The organism is Streptomyces synnematoformans, assembly GCF_039531005.1.
Classification (GTDB): Bacteria; Actinomycetota; Actinomycetes; order Streptomycetales; family Streptomycetaceae; genus Streptomyces; species Streptomyces synnematoformans.
Genome location: NZ_BAAAPF010000530.1, coordinates 1 through 2,803, shown reverse-complemented (window position 1 = coordinate 2,803; position 2,803 = coordinate 1). Strand labels below are relative to the sequence as shown.

Annotated in this window: 2 protein-coding genes; both read left to right on the top strand. The window is 74.0% G+C overall.

From position 1 onward, the window contains the following. The first annotated feature begins 315 nt into the window (after positions 1 to 315). Positions 316 to 1,917 carry a malate synthase A gene (aceB, locus tag ABD317_RS35535; RefSeq protein ID WP_344295911.1) on the top strand — a complete coding sequence of 534 codons (1,602 nt, stop codon included), beginning with the start codon at positions 316 to 318 and terminating at the stop codon, positions 1,915 to 1,917. Positions 1,918 to 1,978: 61 nt separating this feature from the next. Then, positions 1,979 to 2,773: an SIS domain-containing protein gene (locus ABD317_RS35530; protein WP_344295908.1), complete on the top strand. Its 795-nt coding sequence runs from the start codon at positions 1,979 to 1,981 to the stop codon at positions 2,771 to 2,773. Positions 2,774 to 2,803: the final 30 nt, after the last annotated feature.

Here is a 2,803-nt window from a genome sequence, read left to right as displayed (position 1 = left end):
GGCGACCGGGGCGCCCGCGACCTGCTGGCCGCCGCCGCGCGGCGGGGCGAACTCGCGCTGGTGGAGTGCGGCGACGTGGCCGCGCCCGACGACGTCGACACCCCCGCGGACCTGGCCCTGCTCGACGCGGGCGGGGACGCCCCGCGCTGAGCGCCGCCGCCGCCGCGCCGCAGAGCCACGCGACATCAACAGACCGTTGAACTTCCGGGATAAGGAAACTATTCTCCACAACCCAGAAGGGTTCGGAACCCGGTTCCGGCCGCCCCCGCCACGTCCGCTGCGCCCGGCACCGCGTGCCGCCAAGGAGTGACAGCCATGTCCGCAGTCGTCGCCGCCGAGCCCGCGCCCCGCCAGGACGAGGTCCTCACCGACGCCGCCCTCGCCTTCCTCGCCGAGCTGCACCGCAGGTTCACCCCGCGCCGCGACGAGCTGCTCGCCCGCCGCGCCGAGCGCCGCGCCGCCGTCGCGCGCACCGCCGCCCTCGACTTCCTCCCCGAGACCGCCGGCATCCGCGCCGACGACTCCTGGCGCGTCGCGCCCGCGCCGCCCGCGCTGGCGGACCGCCGGGTGGAGATCACCGGCCCCACCGACCGCAAGATGACGATCAACGCCCTCAACTCCGGCGCGAAGGTGTGGCTCGCGGACTTCGAGGACGCCTCCGCGCCCACCTGGGCGAACGTCATCGGCGGCCAGGTCAACCTGACCGACGCCTACGAGCGCCGCATCGACTTCACCGACCCCGCCTCCGGCAGGACCTACGCCCTGAAGCCCGCCGCGGAGCTGGCGACCGTCGTCACCCGGCCGCGCGGCTGGCACCTCGACGAACGGCACCTCACCGTCGAGGGCCGCCCGGTGCCCGGAGCGCTGGCCGACTTCGGGCTGTACTTCTTCCACAACGCCCGGCGGCTGCTCGACCTCGGCAAGGGCCCGTACTTCTACCTGCCCAAGACCGAGTCCCACCACGAAGCCCGCCTCTGGAACGACGTGTTCGTCTTCGCCCAGGACTACTGCGGCATCCCGCAGGGCACGGTCCGGGCCACCGTCCTGATTGAGACCATCACCGCCGCGTACGAAATGGAGGAGATCCTCTACGAGCTGCGCGACCACGCCTCCGGCCTCAACGCCGGGCGCTGGGACTACCTGTTCTCGATCGTGAAGAACTTCCGCGACGGCGGACCGAAGTTCGTGCTGCCCGACCGCAACGCGGTGACGATGACGGCCCCGTTCATGCGCGCCTACACCGAACTGCTCGTGCGCACCTGCCACAGGCGCGGCGCGCACGCGATCGGCGGCATGGCCGCGTTCATCCCCTCCCGCCGCGACCCGGAGGTCAACAAGGTCGCGTTCGACAAGGTCAAGGCGGACAAGGACCGCGAGGCGCACGACGGCTTCGACGGCTCCTGGGTCGCGCACCCCGACCTGGTGCCGATCGCCATGGCATCGTTCGACGCCGTGCTCGGCGAGCGGCCGCACCAGAAGGACCGGCTGCGCGAGGACGTGTCGGTGTCCGCCGGCGACCTGACCGCGGTCGACTCGCTGGACGCGAAGCCGACGTACCCGGGCCTGGTCAACGCCGTGCAGGTGGGCATCCGCTACATCGAGGCGTGGCTGCGGGGCCTGGGCGCGGTGGCCATCTTCAACCTCATGGAGGACGCCGCCACCGCGGAGATCTCCCGCTCCCAGATCTGGCAGTGGATCAACGCGGGCGTCGTCTTCGACGACGGCGAGCGGGTGACGGCGGAGCTGGTGCGGCGGATCGCGGCGGAGGAGCTGGCGAACATCCGCGCGGAGACCGGGGCGGAGGCGTTCGCGGCGGGCCGGTGGCAGCAGGCGCACGACCTGCTGCTGCAGGTCTCGCTGGACGCGGACTACGCGGACTTCCTCACGCTGCCGGCGTACGAGCTGCTGGAGGACTGACGCCGCCGGCCGCCGGGATCCCCTCTGGCGGAGCGGGGGCGGTACGTGGTCGCATGCTGGCATGACGGACGACACGACCGAGCACGACTCCCCCGCCGCGCCCGGTGCCGGCCCCGCGCCCGGCGCCGGCACCGCTGCCCGCGCCGCCGTTGCCGGCCTCTTCCGCGGCCTGCTCGACGACCTCGACCGGACCTCCGGCGCGGCGGTCGCGGACGCGGCCACGCTGATCCTGGACGCGGTGGCCGCGGGCGGCCTGGTGTACGCCGCCGGGGCCGGGCACTCGCTGGCGATGGTCTGCGAGACGTTCTACCGGGCGGGCGGCCTGGCCTGCGTACGGCCCGTGTGGGACCCGGAGATCCTGCCGCTCAACGGCGCGACGGCCAGCACGGCGGCCGAGCGGCGGCCGGGGTCGGGGCGGGCGATGGTGGAGCGGGTGAAGCCGGGGCCGGACGACGTGGTGGTGGTCTTCTCCACCAGCGGCCGGAACCCGTATCCGGTGGAGATCGCGCAGGAGTGCATGGCGCGGGGCGTGCCGGTGGTCGCGGTGACGTCGATGCCGGCGTCGGCGAGCGCGACGGCGCGGGCCAGCACGCGGCTGGCGGACCATGCGACGGTGGTGCTGGACACGTGCGTGCCGGCGGGCGACGTGGTGCACCCGGCGGAGTCGCCGCGGACGGCGGCGGTGTCGACGGTGCTGGGGGCGTATGTGTGGGCGCTGCTGCTGGCGGAGCTGGATGAGCGGGCGGCGGGGCGGGGGGTGGAGTTGCCGCGGTGGGTGAGTGCGAACGTGCCGGGCGGGGATGAGGCGAACCGGCGGAACTTCACGCGGTACGGGGGGCGGATTCCGGAGCTGTGAGGCTCGCCGGCGGGGGTCTCCCCGAACCCG

Bases quoted from the DNA above. Each gene is read 5' to 3' on its own strand.
- aceB (WP_344295911.1), top strand. From the start codon at position 316: ATGTCCGCAGTCGTCGCCGCCGAGCCCGCGCCCCGCCAGGACGAGGTC.
- ABD317_RS35530 (WP_344295908.1), top strand. From the start codon at position 1,979: ATGACGGACGACACGACCGAGCACGACTCCCCCGCCGCGCCCGGTGCC.